At 53.8% G+C, this 20,626-nt stretch carries 26 protein-coding genes; 12 read left to right on the top strand and 14 right to left on the bottom strand.

What is annotated here, in order from left to right; genetic code table 11:
* Window positions 1-5: 5 nt before the first annotated feature.
* The 10 genes from kdsD (at window position 6) to npr (ending at window position 7,086) form a co-directional block, all read left to right on the top strand.
* On the top strand, window positions 6-992 hold the full coding sequence (gene kdsD / locus ACT3RT_RS11535; RefSeq protein ID WP_353500770.1) for an arabinose-5-phosphate isomerase KdsD: 987 nt from the start codon (window positions 6-8) through the stop codon (window positions 990-992).
* 16 nt (window positions 993-1,008) lie between these two features.
* Window positions 1,009-1,575, top strand: a complete 567-nt coding sequence (gene kdsC / locus ACT3RT_RS11540) for a 3-deoxy-manno-octulosonate-8-phosphatase KdsC (protein ID WP_396132356.1) — start codon at window positions 1,009-1,011, stop codon at window positions 1,573-1,575.
* Window positions 1,572-2,150, top strand: coding sequence for an LPS export ABC transporter periplasmic protein LptC (lptC, locus tag ACT3RT_RS11545; RefSeq protein ID WP_353500768.1), 579 nt, complete (start codon window positions 1,572-1,574; stop codon window positions 2,148-2,150). Before kdsC ends, lptC begins: the two co-directional genes overlap by 4 nt.
* A complete protein-coding gene (gene lptA, locus ACT3RT_RS11550) occupies window positions 2,119-2,679 on the top strand; it encodes a lipopolysaccharide ABC transporter substrate-binding protein LptA (RefSeq protein WP_486031487.1) in 561 nt (186 codons plus the stop codon). The genes lptC and lptA overlap by 32 nt, the downstream gene beginning before the upstream one ends.
* A 6-nt stretch (window positions 2,680-2,685) precedes the next feature.
* Window positions 2,686-3,411: an LPS export ABC transporter ATP-binding protein gene (gene lptB / locus ACT3RT_RS11555; protein WP_353500766.1), complete on the top strand. Its 726-nt coding sequence runs from the start codon at window positions 2,686-2,688 to the stop codon at window positions 3,409-3,411.
* A gap of 72 nt (window positions 3,412-3,483) precedes the next feature.
* On the top strand, window positions 3,484-4,917 hold the full coding sequence (gene rpoN, locus ACT3RT_RS11560) for an RNA polymerase factor sigma-54 (protein WP_353500765.1): 1,434 nt from the start codon (window positions 3,484-3,486) through the stop codon (window positions 4,915-4,917).
* Window positions 4,918-4,940: 23 nt separating this feature from the next.
* Window positions 4,941-5,228, top strand: a complete 288-nt coding sequence (gene hpf / locus ACT3RT_RS11565; protein WP_034786702.1) for a ribosome hibernation promoting factor — start codon at window positions 4,941-4,943, stop codon at window positions 5,226-5,228.
* 113 nt (window positions 5,229-5,341) lie between these two features.
* Window positions 5,342-5,824, top strand: a complete 483-nt coding sequence (gene ptsN, locus ACT3RT_RS11570) for a PTS IIA-like nitrogen regulatory protein PtsN (protein ID WP_172468494.1) — start codon at window positions 5,342-5,344, stop codon at window positions 5,822-5,824.
* A 138-nt stretch (window positions 5,825-5,962) separates the two neighbouring features.
* A complete protein-coding gene (rapZ, locus tag ACT3RT_RS11575) occupies window positions 5,963-6,817 on the top strand; it encodes an RNase adapter RapZ (protein WP_353500764.1) in 855 nt (284 codons plus the stop codon).
* Complete coding sequence (gene npr / locus ACT3RT_RS11580) at window positions 6,814-7,086, top strand: PTS phosphocarrier protein NPr (RefSeq protein ID WP_034786698.1); 273 nt, start codon at window positions 6,814-6,816, stop codon at window positions 7,084-7,086. The genes rapZ and npr overlap by 4 nt, the downstream gene beginning before the upstream one ends.
* 73 nt (window positions 7,087-7,159) lie before the next feature.
* On the opposite strand, the gene ACT3RT_RS11585 is transcribed toward npr, so the two are convergent.
* The 10 genes from ACT3RT_RS11585 to ACT3RT_RS11630 form a co-directional block, all read right to left on the bottom strand.
* On the bottom strand, window positions 7,160-9,079 hold the full coding sequence (locus ACT3RT_RS11585; RefSeq protein ID WP_353500763.1) for a BglG family transcription antiterminator: 1,920 nt from the start codon (window positions 9,077-9,079) through the stop codon (window positions 7,160-7,162).
* Between the two features lie 125 nt (window positions 9,080-9,204).
* Window positions 9,205-10,401, bottom strand: a complete 1,197-nt coding sequence (locus ACT3RT_RS11590) for a lactonase family protein (protein WP_353500762.1) — start codon at window positions 10,399-10,401, stop codon at window positions 9,205-9,207.
* A gap of 121 nt (window positions 10,402-10,522) precedes the next feature.
* Window positions 10,523-11,263, bottom strand: a complete 741-nt coding sequence (dagF, locus tag ACT3RT_RS11595; RefSeq protein ID WP_496203004.1) for a 2-dehydro-3-deoxy-phosphogluconate aldolase — start codon at window positions 11,261-11,263, stop codon at window positions 10,523-10,525.
* Window positions 11,260-12,387: a DgaE family pyridoxal phosphate-dependent ammonia lyase gene (locus ACT3RT_RS11600; protein ID WP_496203005.1), complete on the bottom strand. Its 1,128-nt coding sequence runs from the start codon at window positions 12,385-12,387 to the stop codon at window positions 11,260-11,262. Before ACT3RT_RS11600 ends, dagF begins: the two co-directional genes overlap by 4 nt.
* Window positions 12,371-13,510, bottom strand: a complete 1,140-nt coding sequence (locus ACT3RT_RS11605) for an amidohydrolase/deacetylase family metallohydrolase (protein ID WP_353503881.1) — start codon at window positions 13,508-13,510, stop codon at window positions 12,371-12,373. Before ACT3RT_RS11605 ends, ACT3RT_RS11600 begins: the two co-directional genes overlap by 17 nt.
* Window positions 13,511-13,630: 120 nt before the next feature.
* Window positions 13,631-14,278: a DUF4310 family protein gene (locus tag ACT3RT_RS11610; protein WP_034786691.1), complete on the bottom strand. Its 648-nt coding sequence runs from the start codon at window positions 14,276-14,278 to the stop codon at window positions 13,631-13,633.
* Between the two features lie 15 nt (window positions 14,279-14,293).
* Entirely contained in the window at window positions 14,294-15,070 is a 777-nt protein-coding gene (locus tag ACT3RT_RS11615) for a DUF4311 domain-containing protein (protein WP_034786690.1), read from the bottom strand.
* A 77-nt stretch (window positions 15,071-15,147) separates the two neighbouring features.
* On the bottom strand, window positions 15,148-15,444 hold the full coding sequence (locus ACT3RT_RS11620; RefSeq protein WP_353500759.1) for a DUF4312 family protein: 297 nt from the start codon (window positions 15,442-15,444) through the stop codon (window positions 15,148-15,150).
* Entirely contained in the window at window positions 15,444-15,809 is a 366-nt protein-coding gene (locus tag ACT3RT_RS11625) for a glycine-rich SFCGS family protein (RefSeq protein ID WP_034786688.1), read from the bottom strand. The genes ACT3RT_RS11620 and ACT3RT_RS11625 overlap by 1 nt, the downstream gene beginning before the upstream one ends.
* A gap of 39 nt (window positions 15,810-15,848) precedes the next feature.
* Entirely contained in the window at window positions 15,849-16,196 is a 348-nt protein-coding gene (locus tag ACT3RT_RS11630; RefSeq protein WP_034786687.1) for a PRD domain-containing protein, read from the bottom strand.
* 411 nt (window positions 16,197-16,607) lie between these two features.
* Here ACT3RT_RS11630 and rnk point away from each other — a divergent pair, with 411 nt between their 5' ends.
* Entirely contained in the window at window positions 16,608-17,015 is a 408-nt protein-coding gene (gene rnk, locus ACT3RT_RS11635) for a nucleoside diphosphate kinase regulator (protein ID WP_496203006.1), read from the top strand.
* A 42-nt stretch (window positions 17,016-17,057) separates the two neighbouring features.
* On the opposite strand, the gene cybC is transcribed toward rnk, so the two are convergent.
* Both cybC and pmbA read right to left on the bottom strand, forming a co-directional pair.
* Window positions 17,058-17,444 (bottom strand): cytochrome b562, encoded by a 387-nt coding sequence (cybC, locus tag ACT3RT_RS11640; protein ID WP_485902116.1) that lies wholly within the window; start codon window positions 17,442-17,444, stop codon window positions 17,058-17,060.
* Window positions 17,445-17,641: 197 nt separating this feature from the next.
* On the bottom strand, window positions 17,642-18,982 hold the full coding sequence (gene pmbA / locus ACT3RT_RS11645) for a metalloprotease PmbA (RefSeq protein ID WP_353500756.1): 1,341 nt from the start codon (window positions 18,980-18,982) through the stop codon (window positions 17,642-17,644).
* Window positions 18,983-19,186: 204 nt separating this feature from the next.
* Between pmbA and yjgA the strand changes: the two genes are divergently transcribed.
* Window positions 19,187-19,741 (top strand): ribosome biogenesis factor YjgA, encoded by a 555-nt coding sequence (gene yjgA, locus ACT3RT_RS11650; protein WP_353500755.1) that lies wholly within the window; start codon window positions 19,187-19,189, stop codon window positions 19,739-19,741.
* An 80-nt stretch (window positions 19,742-19,821) separates the two neighbouring features.
* On the opposite strand, the gene ACT3RT_RS11655 is transcribed toward yjgA, so the two are convergent.
* Both ACT3RT_RS11655 and ACT3RT_RS11660 read right to left on the bottom strand, forming a co-directional pair.
* Window positions 19,822-20,124 carry a barstar family protein gene (locus ACT3RT_RS11655; RefSeq protein ID WP_353500754.1) on the bottom strand — a complete coding sequence of 101 codons (303 nt, stop codon included), beginning with the start codon at window positions 20,122-20,124 and terminating at the stop codon, window positions 19,822-19,824.
* A 5-nt stretch (window positions 20,125-20,129) separates the two neighbouring features.
* On the bottom strand, window positions 20,130-20,576 hold the full coding sequence (locus ACT3RT_RS11660) for a ribonuclease domain-containing protein (protein ID WP_496203007.1): 447 nt from the start codon (window positions 20,574-20,576) through the stop codon (window positions 20,130-20,132).
* Between the last annotated feature and the right edge of the window lie 50 nt (window positions 20,577-20,626).

Raw genomic sequence — 20,626 nt, forward strand, 5'->3', positions numbered from 1 at the left:
AAAAAATGGGAAATTTCGAGCTAGAGCGCGGGTTTGATTATCAATCCGCAGGAAAAGCAGTGCTGAAGACGGAACGCGAAGGACTGGAGCAACTCGACCAATACATCAACGACGATTTTACCCGCGCCTGTGAAAAGATGTTCGCCTGCGTCGGTAAAATAGTGGTGATGGGGATGGGGAAATCAGGCCACGTCGGGCGCAAAATGGCGGCAACCTTCGCCAGCACCGGCACGCCAGCGTTCTTCGTCCACCCGGGCGAGGCCAGCCATGGCGACCTGGGCATGGTGTCTAAACAGGACGTTGTTATCCTGATTTCCAACTCCGGTGAATCGCACGAAATCTTGGCGCTGATCCCGGTGCTGAAGCGTCTTTCAATCCCCTTGATTTGCATGACGGCCAACCCGGAAAGCTCCATGGGTCGAGCCGGCGATGTGCATATCTGCGTGCGCGTTCCCGAAGAAGCCTGCCCGCTGGGCCTTGCGCCGACCACCAGCACCACCGCGGTGATGGTGATGGGCGACGCGCTGGCCGTGGCGCTGTTACAGGCTCGCGGCTTCACCGAGGAAGACTTCGCCATGTCCCATCCCGGCGGAGCACTTGGCCGTAAGCTTCTGCTGCGCGTCAGCGATATCATGCACACCGGGAGCGAAATCCCCCACGTCAGCCGCGATGCGTCTCTGCGCGACGCCCTGCTGGAGATCACTCGCAAAAATCTCGGGATGACCATCATTTGCGATGACTTGATGAAAATCGAAGGCATCTTCACTGATGGTGACTTACGCCGCATCTTCGATATGGGCGTCAATATCAATGAGGCCTCCATCGCTGATGTCATGACCACGGGCGGCATCCGCGTTCGTCCGAATTTGCTGGCCGTTGATGCCCTAAACTTGATGCAGGAACGACACATTACCTGCGTAATGGTTGCCGATGGCGACCAGTTGATGGGTGTGGTACATATGCACGACATGCTGCGCGCTGGCGTCATTTAATTGAGGAATGCCCTGAATGAGTAATAAAGCAGCTACGGTGGATACGTGTTATGGCCCGGTCAGCGCCAATGTGCTGGAGCGAGCTAAGTCCATTCGCCTGCTGATTTGTGATGTGGACGGCGTGATGTCTGATGGCCTGATTTATATGGGTAATCAAGGCGAAGAGCTGAAAACCTTCAATGTACGCGATGGCTATGGCATTCGCTGCCTGCTGACGTCCGACGTCGAAGTGGCGATCATTACCGGCAGAAATGCAAAATTGCTGGAAGATCGCGCCAAGACGCTGGGAATTCGTCATCTATATCAGGGGCAGTCAGATAAGCTTTTGGCCTTCCGCGAACTGTTAGATACACTGTCCTTAAAGGCTGATGAAGTTGCCTACATTGGTGATGACCTGATTGACTGGCCGGTGATGGCTGAAGTAGGTCTGTCTGTTGCCGTAAAAGATGCGCACCCTATTCTGCTTCCAAAGGCGCATTATGTAACCCAAATCCCCGGTGGGCGTGGCGCAGTACGCGAAATATGTGACCTCATTCTGCTGGCACAGGGCAAGCTGGAGGACGCCAAAGGGCTGTCAATATGAACAAACCTAAGCTTTGGATAACTATCGTTCTGGCCATCGTGGTATTAGCCCTGATTGGCTGGAACCTGTCTGATTCAGACAACACTGCCCCTGTCACAGTAAATGATCAGGACCCGACTTATCAGAGCCAGCACACGGTGACGGTCGTTTATAACCCTATGGGCGCCCTGAATTACAAGCTAGTCTCTGACGAAGTCAAATATTACACTACGACTCAATTAACATGGTTTACCAACCCGGTAATGACCATGTATGACAAAGACAAAATTCCTGTGTGGACGGTTCGCTCAGATCGCGCCAAGATGACCAATGACAAGATGCTCTATTTGTATGGTCATGTGCAGGTCGACAGTCTGACGCCTGATACCTCGCAATTGCAGCGTATTAGAACCGACAACGCTTCTGTCAATTTGGTAACGCAAGATGTTGCCTCTGATGATGAAGTGACGCTTTACGGCACAGGCTTTACATCTAACGGCATGAAAATGCGTGGAAATCTGCGTAACAAAACCGCAGAGCTGATCGATAAGGTAAATACCTCTTATGAAATTCAAAACAAAAAACAGAATCCGTAATCTCCTGATCACCAGCTCTCTGTTAGCCGTCAGCATTCCGGCGTTTGCGCTGAAAGATGACACCACAAAGCCGATCACCATCGACTCTGCTAACCAGGCACTGGATGTGAACACCAATACCGCGACCTTTACGGGCAACGTGGTGGTGAATCAAGGCTCTATTCAGGTGAAAGCCGATAAAGTCGTGGTTATCCGCCCTAACGGCGTTTCCGGGCAAGAAGTGGTAGAAGGCTACGGCAATCCCGTGACCTTCTATCAGATGCAGGATAACGGCAAGCCAATCAGTGGCCACGCCTCGAAAGTGCGCTATGAAGTGGCGAGCGATCTGGTGACGCTGACCGGCAATGCTTATCTGGAACAACAAGATAGCAACGTGAAAGGTGACAAAATTACTTATCTGGTGCAAAAACAGCAGATGCAGGCCTTCAGTGACAATAAAGGCGGCCGTGTGACCACCGTGCTGGTGCCTTCACAATTGCAAGACAAAGGCCAGCAACCGGCGACAACTCCGACCAAAAAGAGTAAGTGATAATTTATGGCAACGTTAATCGCAGAAAATCTGGCTAAGGCTTATAAAGGCCGCAAAGTGGTCGAGGACGTCAGCCTGACCGTCAACTCCGGCGAAATCGTTGGGTTGCTGGGGCCAAACGGTGCCGGTAAAACCACCACCTTCTACATGGTCGTGGGCATCGTTCAGCGCGACGCGGGTCGTATTGTGGTTGATGATGAAGACATCAGTCTGCTGCCGCTGCATACCCGCGCACGTCGCGGTATTGGCTATCTGCCGCAGGAAGCCTCGATTTTCCGCCGCCTCAGCGTTTTCAACAACCTGATGGCCGTGCTGGAAATTCGCGACGACCTGACCAAAGAGCAGCGTAACGACCGCGCCAACGAGCTGATGGAAGAGTTCCATATCTCTCATCTGCGCGATAACTTGGGTCAATCCCTGTCTGGTGGTGAGCGCCGTCGTGTTGAAATCGCCCGCGCGCTGGCCGCAAACCCGAAATTTATCCTGCTGGATGAACCCTTTGCCGGCGTTGACCCTATTTCAGTTATCGACATCAAAAAGATTATCGAACATCTGCGCGACAGCGGGCTGGGGGTATTAATTACCGACCACAACGTTCGTGAAACGCTGGATGTCTGTGAGCGCGCTTACATCGTCAGTCAGGGCAAGCTTATCGCTCATGGTACTCCGACAGATATTCTGGAAGATGAACAAGTGAAACGCGTTTATCTCGGCAATGAGTTCCGTCTGTAATCATCGATTCTGCCCGCTTTCATTCGCGTTGAGTGACGGCGGGTAGTTCAGTTCAGGAAGTAAAGCCAAGATATGAAGCAAGGTTTGCAGCTCAGATTTAGCCAGCAATTGGCCATGACACCTCAGCTACAGCAGGCTATTCGCCTGTTGCAGCTATCAACGCTTGAGCTCCAACAGGAGATCCAACTGGCGCTGGAAAGCAACCCGCTGTTGGAGCAAACCGATCTGCATGATGAAATTGATTCCGTCGAAGCCACGGCCAGTGAAGGCTTAGATACGCGTGAAGCCCTTGAGCAGAAAGATATGCCCGAGGAGTTGCCGCTCGACGCCACGTGGGATGAGATTTACACCGCAGGAACGCCGTCAGGCACTGGTAATGACTACAGTGATGACGAGTTGCCAATCTATCAGGGCGAAACCACCCAAACGCTGCAAGATTACCTCATGTGGCAAGTGGAACTGACCCCCTTCACCGACACCGATGCCGCCATTGCCACCTCTATCGTCGACGCCGTTGACGACACCGGCTACCTCACCGTCTCGCTGGAAGATATCCTTGAAAGCATGGGCGATGAAGAGATAAGCATGGATGAGGTTGAAGCCGTGCTTAAGCGCGTTCAACGCTTTGATCCGGTGGGGGTTGCCGCACGCGACCTGCGCGACTGCCTGCTGATCCAGCTATCGCAATACGTGGCGGAAACGCCTTTTCTGGCCGAAGCTAAATTGATCGTCAGTGAACATCTGGATCTGCTCGCCAATCATGATTTTCGCGCACTTATGCGTTCGACCCGCTTAAAAGAAGATACACTTAAATGTGCGATGCAGCTGATTCAGTCGCTCGATCCGCGCCCAGGGCAGTCGATCAACACCGGCGAATCTGAGTATGTGATCCCCGATGTGCTGGTGCGTAAAGTGTCGAACGTCTGGACCGTCGAGTTGAATTCAGACAGCATTCCACGCCTGAAGATTAACCAGCAGTATGCCGCGATGGGCAACTCAACGCGCAGTGACAGCGACGGGCAGTTCATTCGCAGTAATTTGCAGGAAGCCAAGTGGCTGATTAAGAGCCTAGAAAGCCGTAACGACACGCTGTTAAAAGTGACGCGCTGCATTGTCGAGCAGCAGCAGGCGTTCTTTGAATCAGGCGAAGAATTTATGAAACCTATGGTGTTGGCAGACATCGCCAGCGCCGTGGATATGCACGAATCGACCATATCGCGCGTGACCACGCAGAAGTTCCTGCACAGCCCGCGCGGTATCTTCGAACTAAAATATTTCTTCTCCAGCCATGTCAGTACTGACAGCGGAGGCGAGGCATCATCTACCGCCATTAGGGCGCTGGTGAAGAAATTAATCGCGGCGGAAAACCCTGTCAAACCGTTAAGTGACAGCAAGTTAGCCACCATGCTCTCTGATCAAGGGATCATGGTCGCACGTCGCACAGTAGCGAAATACCGAGAGTCTTTGTCCATCCCGCCTTCAAACCAACGTAAACAGTTAGTTTGACCTCAACAGAGAAGGAAGACATTATGCAGCTCAACATTACCGGACACCACATCGAGATCACGGAACCTATCAGAGAATTTGTTACGACAAAATTTGCCAAACTTGAGCAATATTTTGATCGAATAAATCAGGTATACGTGGTGTTGAGCGTTGAAAAAGTGCAGAAAAAGGCGGAAGCCACGCTGCATGTGAATGGAGGCGAGTTGCACGCCACCTCGGATCATCAGGATATGTATGCAGCCGTCGATCTCCTGATTGATAAGCTGGCTCGCCAGCTCAATAAGCATAAAGATAAACTGAAACAGCACTAGCACCCACATAGTCTCTATGCACTACGGACCTTGAGTATCGGCTCGCGACCTTCTGGCAGCGAGCCGAACTGTCATTTAGGGTAAAAGAGCCTGTCCGGTGTCAGAGCGAAAAAGTGAATGATGAAATGATTAACGATATAGCCATGCAGTTAACGTCGGTCCTTAATGCCGAGTGCACCAAAAGCGGCGTTCACTGCGCCAGTAAGAAACGCGCGCTGGAAATCATCAGCGAACTCGCCGCCAAGCAGCTCAATCTGGCGCCACAGGTCATTTTTGACGCCATTTTGACCCGCGAGAGAATGGGCAGCACCGGTATCGGTGCGGGTATCGCCATTCCTCACGGCAAATTGGAAGAGGATACGCTGCGCGCCGTAGGTGTGTTCATTCAACTGGAACAGCCGATCGCTTTCGACGCTATCGATAATCAACCTGTCGACCTGCTTTTTGCCTTGCTGGTCCCCGCCGATCAATGTAAAACCCATCTACACACCCTCTCTTTGGTAGCTAAGAAATTAGCGGACAAAGCCGTGTGCCGTCGCCTGCGCGGAGCGCAAAGTGATGAAGAACTGTTCCAAATCATGACCGAAAGTGAATAATAAGAAGAATACAGATTTAAGATCTCTTTAATGTTCAGCCGGATAATAGTGTTTACCGGCGCGATTTTGCCAATGACGGTTCCCGGATTGTGTTCCGGGAAAGTGAATTCAGAACACTGATTGCAGGGGAGTGACAACATGGTGCTGATGATTGTCAGCGGCCGTTCCGGTTCAGGGAAATCGGTTGCTTTGCGGGCACTGGAAGATATGGGTTTTTACTGTGTCGATAACCTGCCGGTGGTCTTACTGCCGCAGCTCGCACAGACCCTTGCTGAACGTAATACCTCCGCCGCGGTCAGTATCGACGTGCGCAACATGCCGGAAACCCCGGAAGTTTACGAACATGCAATGACGCAGCTGCCCGCGAGCTTTTCGCCGCAGCTGCTGTTTCTCGACGCCGATCGCAACACGCTGATCCGCCGTTACAGCGACACTCGTCGCCTGCATCCGCTTTCCAGTAAAAATCTGTCGCTCGAAAGTGCGATTGATGAAGAAGCTGACCTGCTAGAGCCGCTGCGCTCTTCCGCAGATCTGATCATCGACACCTCCGAGATGTCAGTTCACGAACTGGCTGAAATGCTGCGTACTCGCCTGCTGGGCAAGCGCGAGCGCGAACTGACCATGGTGTTTGAGTCCTTTGGCTTCAAGCACGGCATTCCTATTGATGCCGACTACGTGTTTGACGTGCGCTTCCTGCCGAACCCGCACTGGGACCCGAAACTGCGCCCGATGACCGGTCTGGATAAACCCGTCGCCGCGTTCCTCGACCGCCATACCGATGTGCATAACTTCATTTACCAGACCCGCAGCTACCTTGAACTGTGGCTGCCGATGCTGGAAACCAACAATCGCAGTTATCTGACCGTCGCCATTGGCTGCACCGGCGGGAAACATCGCTCGGTTTACATCGCTGAACAACTGGCTGACTACTTCCGTTCTCGCGGGAAGAATGTGCAATCCCGCCATCGCACGCTGGAAAAACGCAAATCATGACGGTTAAACAAACGGTAGAAATCAAAAACCGGCTGGGCATGCACGCTCGTCCGGCAATGAAGTTGTTTGAACTGGTGCAGAGCTTTGAGTCAGAAGTGATGCTGCGTAACGACGCAGGCATTGAAGCCGAGGCCAGCAGCGTGATCGCGCTGCTGATGCTGGACTCGCCAAAGGGCCAGCAGATTGAAATCGAAGCCACCGGCTCCGATGAGGTTCAAGCTTTGGAAGCCGTGATTAATCTTATCAATTCCGGCTTCGACGAAGACTAATTGACCCATCATATTTCAAGGTGCAGGTGCGTTGGCTGCACCTCGAACTATTTTGGGTAAAGCAGCATTTTTCTTAAATTCTACTCAAACAATCTATCGCTATCGCTTTAAAAGAATTAAAACTCTCACTACTTAGCAAACGGCTCATCGACCTTTCCCGCACAAACGTCACGAACAAATCGTAAATCGCCATCGCCTCTTCATAGTCCGCTTTGCTGATCGCCAGCAGGAAAATCACGTGCGCAGTTTCGCCATCGCCCCACTCAATGCCCTGCGGGGATAGCAGGGTGATTACCACCGTCTTCTTGGCGAGCAGCCCCAGCGAGTGCGGCAGCGCAATGCCTTCGCCCAGCATGGTCGACACAATCTCTTCGCGCTCGACCACTGACGGATAGAACTCTGCGTCGACATAGCCCTCTTCTTCCAGCTGGCTGCACACCTTGTGGAATAGCTCGGCCTGGGTCATCGGCTGATTGATTATCATGAAATGGCGCTCGTCGAAAAACTTCTCCAGCATATAGGGCCGCGTGCGGTCCACCAGCACCAGCTTGCCGAGCTGCTCCATCTGGTACTCGGTGGGGAATGGCGACAGCACCACCACCGGCTTGTTCTTCTCGGTGATGCGCGCATTGGAGATGATGAAATCTTCGTCGATGTGCTCCAGTTTCTCGTAATCTCGTAGCGTCACCACTTGCGTCACCACCAGCTGCGGGTATTTGCGGCTGATCTGCGCCTGAATCATGCGAATGGTCGAGTTGCCGGTATCGCACACCAGCATCACCTGCGGATGGCGCTGGTAGCCGATGTTGTAGTGGCGCTCCAACCCGACGCCGATATGCAGCACCAGAAAACCGATTTCGTTTTCACTGAGCGAATAAGGGGTGTATTTGCCCCAGCTCGATACCGCCGCCAGCGTGACGTCGTAGGCCATTGGGTAGTGCTGTTTGATGTTGCTCAGCAGCGGGTTGGGGATGTTAATCTGATACTTCACCCGGGTTATCATGGTTTTGATATGGGTGAGCAAGTCGGCGCGGAGCTGCTTATCCCCTTGTAAATCATAATTATAGTGCGCATTGATGTAGGACAGAATGTAGTCCACCAGCGACTCATCGTCATCGGCATTAATATCCGTCGGCAGGATGTTCTGCACCCGCCGTGCCGCGATATTCACCCGCAAATAGGCCTCTTCAGCCGCCGGGATCTCCTTACCTACTAGCGCCTTAAGCTCGGCCGCCAGGCGCGTAGAGACCTGCTTCACCGCCGGGTCGCCCTCTTCAGCATCAAAATCCGTCAACGGATAGCCGCCGCTAATGCGCTTAATCGCCACCGCGCAGTACAGAATCAGGTACTGCTCACCTTCATCGGTCAGTTGGATCGAGGACTGCGCCAGCGACTGGTGCATAAAATCGGTTAACGGCCCCAGCGCCTCAAGCGCCAGACTCTCGGTTTTCAGCAGCGGATGGCTCTGTTCGTCGCTTTCCAGCTGGAACAGCAAATCCGTCAGGCAGGAGCGAATCGCCAGCTCGGCGCCAAACAGCTTCATGCCGTAACGCGGCTTGGTTTCAATGCTCAGGTGGTAACGTGCCAGACGTTCTCTGACCTCAGCCATATCATTTTGCAGGGTTCCCCGGCTGACAAACCATTCATCGGCCAGATCTTCTAGCTTGAGGGAAAAGGCTGAGGTCAAAAAGCGTATAAGCAGGTAATTCACCCGCTCCGGCGCGGTGCGCGGCGTTGGGCTGACCCGACGATTATTGGTTTCCTGCAACGCAGAGAACAGCGTCTGATCGTCGATTTTCAGCTGATAGCCGCTACCGCGGTTATGCACAAAGGAAGCGCCGTACTGGGCCATAATTTCATTCAGCGCGGTAATATCAGCGCGCACGGTGCGAGTGGAGACGTCAAGGCGCTTCGCCAGCTCGTCCTGAGGCAGCGTTTCGGCCTGTAGGGCATCAAACAGATGGGCCAGTCGTTGATAGGGAAATCTCACCATAATCCTTCCAGTCGGTTGTTGCTGTGAAACATCAATTCTACTGCCACTTGAAATGACAAGGCGGGATGACCAACCGCGTCACCCCGCACCCGTTATTTTCCGCCTACCTCACGAGGTAAAACGGCTTAAGGAACAATCACCATCTGCGACGGGCTGCCCACTGGCGTGTAATCATCAACAAAAGTCAGTTTACCGCTCTCGGCGGCAATCTTGAATCGAGTGATGTTATCGCTTCGTTGATTCATCGCGTAAATGTATTTTCCATCCGGCGACAAGGTCAGCGTGCGCGGGTAGTCGCCACGGGTCCAGGCTTCTTCCGCGAAGGTCATTGCCCCCTCGCCCGTCACGTTGATTTGCGCGATGCTGTTATGCAGGCGGTTCGCCACGTAAAGGTGATGGCCATCCTTGCTCAGCACGATACCGGCGGCAAAGTTGGTGCCTTTAAAGTTAGCAGGTAATGAAGAGAGCACGTGCAGCTGGGTCAACGTGCCTTTGGCGCTGTCGAAGCGATAGCTGGTCAGGGTCGAAGCTTCTTCGTTAATCAGGAACACCACTTTGCCGTTCGGGTGGAACACGAAATGGCGCGGCCCCGCACCGGCGGAAGAGGCGTTGATAAACGGAGGATCGTTGGCTTCCAGCTTGCCGCTGGCACTGTCCAGCTTCCACTGATAGATCCTGTCCAGACCCAGATCGGTTGAGAAGACAAACTTGCCGCTCGGATCGGTGGCGATCATGTGCGCGTGCGGGCCGTTGTGGTCGCTGGCGGCAAAGCTGCCCGGCGCCGCAGCTTCAGGTTTGGCGGCACCGGCCGGGCCCGAGTCCTGTTGATGATCGCTGGCTTCGCCCAGTTTGCCACTGGCATCCACCGGGAAAGTCGCCACCACGCCGCTGATGTAGTTAGCCACCAGCAGGTGATCGCCTTTTGGCGTCAGCGATAGGTACACCGGACCTGCGCCCTGTGAATCTACCTGATTGATCAGCGTTAAGCTGCCGTCCTGCGGGTTGATTTTATATGCCGCAATCGCACCGTTTTTGCCGCCATTGAAGTTATCGATTTCGCTGCCAATGAACAGCGTTTTGCCGTCATGGCTCAGCACCATCTGTGCCTGATTCGGCAACTGGCTGGCCAGCACGCGCTCAGTCAGCGCGCCGGTTTTGCTATCAAATTTAAAACGATAGACGCCTTCGCCATTGGGATTGTAAGTCCCGACATAGGCATAGTGTGAAGTTTGGGCCATAGCTTTTTCTGCTGCGTAGAGCGGCGTGGCAGACATCGCCAGCATCGCGGATGTTAAACCTGAAATCAGTAACCAGTTTCTCATACATTTCCTCAAATCAAAGGGATTGCCAGACAAACGCGGGATCCTGCGCCATAAAACGGCGACGCAGGGTGTTTAACAGCGCAGCGAACTGACGGCGCGGATTGGAATACGAGAATAAACCTCAGCTTACGAGCTTTTTGACGCTCGCCAGCAGGGTTCTGACATCGGCCGGACGGGTGTCGCCGCTGGCGCTGTCGATAATCGAGCTATAAATGTGCGGAATGATTTTGCTCACCCCGGCTTCGAGGGCGATCTCCATGATCGGCTCGAAGTTTTCCAGATCGATACCACCGGTCGGCTCCAGCCAGAAATCGTGCTCGGCGCAGGCGCGCGCCACGGCGGCGAACTCATCACGGGTCTTCAGGCCGCCCATCGGGAAGTATTTCACCGAGCTGCCGCCCATGTCTTTGAGCAGCGCAATGGCGGTTTCGACCGGCACGATGGCTTCGGGCTGCGAGGCGCTCAATGGCCCGGTGTTGATTTTAACCCAGCCCACTTTGCCGGTTGGGGAGATCAGGCCGTTAACCACGCTGTCGTTTTGGCCCAACAGCGCGCGGCTGGTGCCCACGCCGGTGAACACCTGATTGACGTGCTGCGGCTGGACCTGCTGTGAAATCAGGCTGACCATCAGCGACTGGCGCGGATCGCCCGCGCCAAGCCCGACGGACAGGGCATTTTCAATCAGCGACGCGTACTCTTTCATATCCGCCACGGCAGAAGGTACATCGGCATAGTTCTTGGAAAGCACGCCAACCAGCACGTGGCCCTGCGCCGCGTCATAGATGTCGCGGGCGTTGTCTTTGGAGCCTGCCAGCACGTTCAGACACACGCGATCGCGGTAGAAGTTCGGGGTCAGGTTCATGCTTTTGCTCCATCAAAAAGTTGTTTGAAACGTTCAGCGACGATGGCTAACTGCGGCGGAGTCACGCTGCGCACGTCGACTTCAATCTTGCCTTCGTTGGCGCGGTAGCCACGGAAGTACACCGCGATATCGCCCTCTTTCATCGCTTCCACGATGGCTTTGGTTTTCCAACCCAGCACGGCTTCGTCGAACGTGATTTCGGTGCGCGCAATGTCGCGCCCGGCGCTGTCCCACACCACGCGGCCACTCACACCGTTGATTTGGTTCAGGCTGTCGATGAATGGCGTCATCTTGTCCACCATCTCCTGCCCGGTGGTTTTCGGCTGAGTGATGTAACTTTCAATCGCCTGCGTTAAGCCAAGAATGCCCTCTTTACCCACTTTCATCGCGCGGCCAATGCCGCCGGCCTGCTGCTTCACCCACTCGACGTACTGGTGCTTGCCCAGCACCAAGCCGCTGGTTGGGCCTTCGATGGCCTTCGCGCCGCTGTAAATCACCAGCGTTGCGCCCATGTTGTAGTAGCAGGTCAGATCTTCTTCAGCGGCGGCATCGACGATCAGCGGGAGGTTGTGCTCCTGCGCCACGGCGGCGGCTTCTTCCACGGAGAGAATGCTTTTCTGCACCGAGTGGTGCGATTTGATGTACATAATCGCGGCGGTGCGCGGCGTAATGCAGGCCGCCAGCTGGGCAGCAGAGCATTCGTTGGCATAACCGGCTTCAACAATTTTACCGCCACCCAGGGTGATCATGGTGCCGACCGGCGCGCCGAAGTTTACATTGTGGCCCTTCGGCAGCACGATGTCGTGCGGCACGTCCAGCGGCGCGGCGTGCAGGTTTTCCAGCAGCCAGGCATTGTCTTTGATAATCACGGCGGCGACGGACTGAGCAATCCCCGCCGAGGCGCAGGACACCACTACCGCGTTTTCAACATCCAGCAGTTTGGCGATGTAAGCCCCGGTTTTATTGACCAAATCCTTCATTTCGAAGTAGTGATTCAGACCAGTATTCACCACGTCAGCCACTTCCGGGCGCGGGGTAGACACGCCCAGCGCGGTCATACGACCTGAAGCATTAATGACCTGTTTTAGCTTATATTTTTCGTAGAGATCAGCATTGGAAGACATGATTTGATTTCCCTTCATCAGTTAATAGGGTGACGCCAGCGACCACGGCGGCCAGTGGGATCAGATGGTGTTCGCCGGTCACTGACTGGCCTTCGGAGTCGAGAAAGACTTTCGGCGCGTGTTGGATCTCAAACAGCGTCAGGTCAGCATCGGCACCGACTTCGAGGCGTCCTTTTGACGGCAGGCGAAGCGCGTCGGCGGCGTTACAGGTGACGCAATCAATCACCTGTTCTAACGTCATGCCGACGGTAAAGAACTTGGACATCACCGCGGCCAGGCTGTGGACCGGGCCGTTGACGCGGTTGCGGCAGTAAATATCGGAGCTGATGGTGTGCGGCAAAATGCCTTGCTGAATGGCCAACTGGGCCACTTCAAAGCTAAAGCTGGCGCTGCCGTGGCCGACGTCGAGACGCACGCCGCGGCTCAGGGCGCGTTTAATCGAATCTCGCAGCACGCCCTCTGGCGATAAAATGCGGTTGGGTTTGCCGTTGTAGCAGTGGGTGATGATGTCGCCCGAAGTGAGTAAATCGGCGATTTCATCCAGATTTGGCGGGTTATTGCCAATGTGCACCATCAGCGGCAGGTCGTCGTTTTCCTGCTGAATTTCTTTGGCGCGGATCAGCGGCTTAATGCCGTTTTTGCCCACTACGCTGCTGCTCATACGAGCTTTGATACCAATGATGAAGCCGGGGTTGCGGGCAATGGATTCGCGCACGCCCACTTTGTCGATTTGCTCCATGTCCGCCAGCTCGTTTTGGGTCACGATGCCGGTACGGGCGATATTGAGGAAAGCAAAGACGTTGGTTTTGGCCTGGCGGGTCAGCTGGTAGAAGTCATCGACGTCGTTCGCGCCGGTGCTGCCTGCATCAATAACCGTGGTGACGCCGCTGGCGACGCCGACTAAATCCGGCTCGTCGTGATAAATCGGCGATTTGCTATAACAGTGAACATGAGAGTCGATCCACCCGGCGCTGGCGAAAACCTTGCCCTGTAGTTCGAGAATCCGTTTGGCGCTGACGCTGGAATCCAGCTGGCCGATGGCGGCGATTTTACCGTCGTGAATTGCAATATCCGTCAAGCTGCCGTCTGAGCTTTTTGCCTGTCGGATTATCAGGTCATACAACATACGCCATTCTCCGTAAACGCAGGGCAGTCACAGTGGCCACCCGACCCGTTCTGTCCCGCTTTTAGGCGTCAGCGGCGAGCCGCCGACGCCTGATTTAACTCGTTTTATTGCTTTCTACTACAGCGATACTGGGAAAATTGCACCGAGGATCATCGCGCCTAAAATTGCGCCGCCGGTGATCGGTTTCTGCCAGATATAGAACACCAGCGCGCCGAGCAATGACCCCAGACCGATGGGGATTGAAGCCGCCATGGCGGAGAGGATAATCAACGGGCCGAGGAAGCGGCCTGAGGCGTTACCCGCGCCCATCATGACGTCTGCGCCATAGGTCGAGTTACTCTGGTTGATGGTAAATTTACGCGCCAGAATGATGATGTAACCTACCGCCAGCCCCAGAATCAGGCCAGTCACCAGAGACGCCGCGAAGTTCGCCACCGGGAACACGATGCCAGCACCCAGCAGAATCGCCGGAACCCCTAGCCCAATACCCGTCTGGATAGCGCCGCCGATATCAAGAATACCGACCAGCGAACCTTCGATAATACGGGCGAACAAGAAGCTCGCGCCGAAGGCCGCTACTGCGCCATACACCCCGGTATCCATGCCGGAACGCAGCATTGAGACGAAGGCGACTTCGTTAAAAGCACCGATGCCGTACAGGTAGTACATGTGCGTACCGGCAAATACCCCGGAGGAGAGTAATCCGACGAAGATCGGGAACGACCACTCGGCGTACCAAAAACCACTTTTGGCTTGTTCTTCCATTGTCATAATCCCCTGTTACTTGCCGCTGAGAGAGTTGTGAATGCCGTTCAACCATGCCGGAACATCCAACATGAAGGACTGCAGCAATTTCACATCGAAACCGCGGAAGAACCCGCTGAGCACGAACAGCGCAATAATTGCCGCCATCATCACCTTAGTCACATGGTTCCAGCCGCCCTCTTCGACGCCTTTACCAATCAAGATACCCAGTACCAGACCCGGCACGGCGTTACCCATGATCATCTGCGCCAAACCACCGAAGATGGTGGCCCAGAAGCCGGAGCGGCGGCCTGCGTCAATCGCAGCCAGCCAGAAGATCACTGGCATGACGGTGTTGACCAACAGGTTAGCAGCGGGCACCAGCACTTTCACCGCGGTAACCTGCAAGGCTGCCGGTACGGCGGAGGCGGTGGTGTTAAGGAACGCGACGACAATCATGCCGATAACAGCACCGGCGATGGCCATCTTGCGCGGATCATGCAGGGTTTCAGACACGTTGCGGTTTTTCACCATCAACGAGGCGGCTGCCCAGTGAGGAATAATGCGGTGGTCGACGTCTTGTGTGAAGGAACCTGCAGCGACAGAAGATGCCCAGGCGTTGAAGAAGAAGCCTAAACCGAAAGAGAAATGCGAAGCTGGATCGCCTTCACAGGAATTTAATTCCCCAAGAGTACGAAAAGCCCCCATCCCTTGCACGCTTGGCGCGTGAAACATACGTGCAGCACCTGCACCTACGCCCACGCCGACCAATCCGCCGATAATAAGCGACTTAAATAAAATAATTAAAAACATCAGTATATCCTTGTCATTTATAGCTAACGTTTTTAGAGCCTTGCACCAAGAAATAATATTCTTGACTCAATGGCTCCTTATTTAGTGACAAAAACTACCTTGTCAGTCTCTATTGCCGTCATATTGACGGTAATATCGAGCACTACGTAATAACTCTTCCTTTCTCTGGCCAGAAAAAAGAACAGGAACTTTTCCTTTCTTACCGTCTCTTCTGCGGTGATCACCTTGACGTCCTGCGGTTCAATTCGCAGCAAGATATTATTCGTAGATTTAAGAACGGTTCTTTGCACCTGACTCAGCGCGGCAGAAAAGGCGGCGGCCTTATTTTCGCCTTTTCCTTCAACCCGAACAGTGGTGGTTAATTGTTGTTTCATTACGGCTGGCCGAATTTCTTGATATAAGCTTCAACCAGGCGTTGACCCAGCTCTTCTTTATCCATAAATCCGAAACCTAATACATTACAGCCTTCGTTAATTGCAGTTACGCCTTCATCCACAGAGCGCATTCCATATTTTGCTTTATATCCGTATTTGGTTTGCGCAGTAATTGCGCCCGCGCCGCCACTGCCGCAGAAAGAGATGCCGAAGGTGGCATTTTCTGCTTTCATCACGTCGCCTAATTTCATGTCAGCGGCCACGCCCGGCACCACGATAGCCTTGCCACCTGCGGCTTCTACGCCTGCTGCAACTTTCTGGCCTTTCCCTAAACGGTCGCCGATAACAACGGTAATTTGTCCCATGAGTTCTTTCTCCAGATAAATTGAGTAAAATTTAAATTGTTAAGAATTATTGTCTTTTGCGACTTCAAAATGTACCGAGAGTAAATAAGCCTCTTCGATAGGTAAATTACCGAACAGGTCGACAACCCGCTCCGCCATTCGCATTGACTCCGCAGAAATTTCGTCAAACAGCTCTTTTTCCACCTCGGGTAATGGCTCACCGGTAATAGAGCGTAATACCATTGCCTTAACGTGCGAGGCTAACATCTGCTGCTGGACATCATTGGTATAGATATTTTCGGCGTTCAACATAACCTGAATATCTTTTAACACTTTCTCTGTGGTTGCTTCTGCGTCTTCCAAACCAATTTGCCCTGCCGTATTAACAGATGCGGTTCCGTTATTCACTCGCGGTTACCCCTCTCCTTGCCATGCAATGCTAAAAAAAGCGCGTTTATTTCATCTGTCTTTACCCTAACCCCGCGGGCATTTCCTGTGTAGATGGTTTTTTTCCAGTTCAAAGTGGAAATGCAGTGACCTAAGCGGATCACATTCTCAAAACTGGGATTAATCTGGGGATACGACTATCAGACGGCGAGGGTTCAGGGTATTTCACTGCTTAACGGAGTTTTAGTAGTGACGAATGAAAGGATAGCCCTTCCATTTTGCGCTATCTCTGCCTAGTATCAGATGAGAAATTCGAAAAACGCCAACACCCCTGCGCTAGTGCGCGGGGGTGTTGCTTTTTGACAATCGGCAACCATGCCACCCAACACCATCGCTCGCGATGGCGACTCAGAAGGAAATAGGAATAATGCTATGAGCAAACCGACCCTGACCATCAACGAGCTGGATGCAGAACGTTTAGATTCCTTACTGGCGAAGCCTGCTTACGCAAGCAGCCCGGTGGCAGAGGCATTAAACGAAGAACTGGATCGCGCTGAAATCCTGCCGCCGCAGGAGATGCCTGCCGCCGTCGTGACGATGAACAGTAAGGTACGCTTCACGGAAGGCAACGAAGGGGAAGAACATGTTCGCACGCTGGTTTTCCCGGCGGCGTTAAAAGATACCGATGAGCAGCTGTCCGTGATGGCGCCGCTAGGTGCGGCACTGCTGGGCCTGCGCGTGGGTAGTAGCATCACGTGGACGATGCCCAATGGCAAAGAGAGCCTGGTTAAAGTGCTAGAGTTGTTGTATCAGCCGGAAGCAGCCGGAGAGTACCGCTAGTCAGCGTCACGCCCTCCCGATGATCGGGAGGGCGTATAAATCTTATCTGAACTTCTTATGGTTCTCGTCACGAATCGCTTTGAAGCCTTGCGCTTCCTTCTTCGCGTCATCCAGTTTGCCAGCCTTCGCCAATGCAGAGGCTTTGTCGATACCGGCCACTAAATCATCCATGCCTTTTTTGTAATCCTGAATCTCTGGGCTGTTGGCCGCTTTCCCTTCCAGTTTTGGCGGGGTTGCGTTTTTAGCGTCCAGCGCGGCGGCTTTCATGTTCGCCAGGCTCGCTTCGAAATCCTGTGCATTGCTGGCTTTCAGCGCTTTGCCGTAGTTATCGGCGATAGTGTCCATGTTGGTGCCGACATCCGCCGCCAGAACCACAGAACTGCTTCCAAGTAGGGCAACGGCAACCATTGCTATCAAATGTTTACGCATTTTCGGGTCATCCATCTAGGTTAATAGAAATTTATAATTTTGTTAAAAAACGACATTACTTATTCAGCAATGACAAAATAAATGGGCGAAGGAAAAAGTGGCAGAGCTTTTTTGTAAATAAGTAATGTCTGAGCGGAAAAGGATAAAAAAAACGCAGCGATCGGGCGATCGCTGCGCGGATAACGCGAAGAAAACGATTATTCGCCGGCGATTTTCATCTCTGGCAGCAGCACGGAGCCACACTGAATATTGCTGCGCGTTTCGATGTCGCTGCCAATACTCACCATGTTGCGCCACATGTCTTTCAGATTGCCAGCGATGGTTATTTCGCTAACCGGATACTGAATTTCACCGTTTTCCACCCAGAAGCCCGCCGCGCCGCGCGAGTAGTCGCCGGTCACGCCGCTGACGCCCTGGCCCATCAGCTCAGTTACGACTAAGCCTTTGCCCATTTTGCGCAGCATAGCGGCGAAGTCATCGCCCTGCCCGGCAATGCGCCAGTTGTGGATGCCGCCCGCGTGGCCGGTGGTTTGCAGGCCGAGCTTGCGCGCCGAGTAGCAGGTCATCAGCCAGCTTTGCAGCACGCCGTCTTTGACGATGTCACGCCGCTGGGTGCGCACGCCTTCGCTGTCGAACGGCGTAGAAGCCAAGCCTTGCAGCAGGTGCGGATGCTCTTCAATCGTCAGCCACTCCGGCAGAATCTGCTTGCCCAGACTGTCGAGCAAGAAAGAGGATTTACGGTAGATGCTGCCGCCGCTGATAGCGCCGACCAAGTGGCCGAACAGGCCGGTCGCTACTTCAGAGGCGAACAGCACCGGGGCTTTCATCGTTGGCAATTTACGCGGAGAGAGGCGCGACAGCGTGCGGCGTGCGCACTCGGCACCCACCCATTCAGGATTCGCCAAATCACTCATTTTACGCGCGATGGTATAGGCGTAATCGCGCTCCATGTCGCCATCGTGCTCGGCAATCACCGAGGCGGAAATCGAGTGGCGCGTCGAGCAGTAGCTCTGCAACATGCCGTGGCTGTTGCCGAAAACGCGAATGCCGTAATGGCTGTTGAAGCTGCCGCCTTCGCTATTAGTGATGCGCTTATCGGCGGCTAATGCGGCCTGCTCGGCGCGGGCTGCCAGCTCAATGCCACGATCGGCGTCTAATTCGGTTGGGTGGAACAGGTCCAAATCCGGCGCATCAAAAGCCAGCATCTCTTTATCGGCGACGCCCGCGAAAGGGTCAGGAGACGTGAAGCGGGCGATGTCCAGCGCGGCCTGCACGGTGCGAGAAATGGCATCTGAGCTGAGATCGGTAGATGACGCGCTGCCTTTACGATTCTGATAATAGACGGTAATGCCTAACGCGCCGTCGCTGTTGAATTCGACGTTCTCAACATCACCAAAGCGGGTGCTTACCCCAATGCCGGTGGTCTTGCTGACCGCGACTTCAGCACCGTCTGAACCGGCTTTCGCTAATTCGAGGGCCTGAGCTACGGCCTGTTCCAGTGTCTTACGCTGTTCTGCAACTTGATTGACTACGTTCATCAGCCTGCCATCACTTATGAGAAAAAAGAGGTTACGTTGTCTTTGAGTCTAACAGAGACGCCCCATTATTTCGCACCCGACACGCTAGGAAGCGGCTTAATATGCAACAGAACGTGGAGGTAAACCCCATAACCATGCATAATGCCGCCAAGCAATAAAGCACAATGAAAAATGATAGGAAAACCTCCCAAGGAGGAAGCACTCATGACAAAGAAAATTGACGACTGGCTGGATGACGTTCCCGAGAGCAACGAGAACGAAGAAGATGATGAAATCATCTGGGTCAGCAAAAGTGAAATTAAACGCGACGCCGAAGCCCTGAAAGATTTGGGTCAAGAGATGGTCGATTTAGGCAAGAACTCGCTGGACAAGCTGCCGCTAGATGATGATCTGCGCGCCGCCATCGATTTAGCCCAGAAGATCAAGAAAGAAGGCCGCCGCCGTCAGCTACAGCTGATTGGTAAAATGCTGCGTTCCCGCGATGTTGATCCTATCACCACCGCGCTGGATAAGCTGAAAAACCGCCACAACCAGCAGGTTTCCCTGTTCCACAAACTGGAACAGCTGCGTGACCGTCTGGTGGAAGATGGCGACGACGCGATCCCGCCGGTGCTGGAGCTTTATCCAGAGGCCGATCGCCAGCAGCTGCGCGCGCTTATCCGTAACGCACAAAAAGAAAAGGCAGCCAATAAGCCGCCTAAATCTTACCGCCAGATTTTCCAATATCTGCGCGAGCTGGCCGAAGCCAAAGACCTGTAAGTCTTTTCAGCCATCAGCAGTAGCCACCGCGAGTCACCGGGTGGCTGCTACTTTTCACTCTCTCCCGCCTACTCTTTCGCTTACTCTTTAGCTTTACCCGTCGCTGCCGCCGCTTTCTCTTGCACGTTAAAACGCAGCTCGCCGTCCAGCTCCTCTTCCGCCTCTTCAAACAGCAGAATCAGTGCGCCAAAACGCCGTTTACGGCTGGCATTCAGATGGGCAAAATCAATTTCAACGGGCAGCGTAATGCCTCCCGTCACCTCATCCCAGAGTGCGTCAAGATTGGCACCAAAGCTCTCGCTCAGACCAAATTGTCGGGAAAACTCGCTATAAAACGCGGGCAAATCGGGAATATGATTAAAATCGAAGACCACTTTATTCATCGATGTCACTCCACCCGAACAAATTGTTTATAGTGATCGCGGCTGACGTAAATCAGGCCATCGCTGGCGAACAGCACGCGGTCGGCGCCGCGCCGCCCGCAGCGATAGTTGATATCCGCCTCGCGCCACACGCGTTTATAAGCATTAGGCAGGCGCCCTTCACGGTTTGAGAACCTGTCGCCGCCTATGGCCTTACCCGGTAAGACCTGACACAGATTGCCCGCGCGGGCGTCCCATCCCGCATCACGTGCCTGCCGTTTAGTCACGTAATAGTCGGGCAACCGATGATTCTGCCGCAAATAGCTCACCACGGTTTGCTCCGAGGTCAACCAAGCCAGCGTATCAGAGGATTGTTTCGCCAAAACGACAGACGAGAACGACCCCGCCAACAGCCCGAGGCACAAACTTATCCAAACGCTGCGCTGACGCAGCCCTTTCAATCGATTCATCATTGCCCTGTTTATACTCATTCAGATTACTGATTCAGCATTTTAGTATGTCT

The organism is Ewingella sp. AOP9-I1-14, from assembly GCF_052375995.1.
GTDB lineage: Bacteria > Pseudomonadota > Gammaproteobacteria > Enterobacterales > Enterobacteriaceae > Ewingella > Ewingella allii.